The organism is Affinundibacterium flavidum (assembly GCF_014284175.1).
Lineage (GTDB): Bacteria > Pseudomonadota > Gammaproteobacteria > Burkholderiales > Burkholderiaceae_D > Undibacterium > Undibacterium flavidum.
In genome coordinates, this window is the sequence record NZ_JACOGA010000093.1 from 1 (window position 1) to 219 (window position 219).

Here is a 219-nt window from a genome sequence, read left to right on the forward strand (position 1 = left end):
TGCGGGTGACTGTTAAATCAAAGGTTTCAGTCACTTCATTGATCAGATCATCGGTGATCGGTGTCCGTACCAACACACTCGTGCTACCTGCAGCAATCGTTGCGGTCGTCGCATTGCCCCACGTTGCGCCACCATCGGTGGACACTTGCAGATTAGTCGCTGTGGCGCTGCCGTAATCGGTACCACTGCCCGTTGCTGTACCGCCGCCTAAGGCGAGGC

General features: G+C 56.6%; 1 protein-coding gene. It reads right to left on the minus strand.

Annotated elements, in window-relative coordinates:
* A partial coding sequence (locus tag H8K55_RS21500; RefSeq protein WP_186944286.1) for a hypothetical protein occupies positions 1-219 on the minus strand: 219 nt, incomplete at both ends.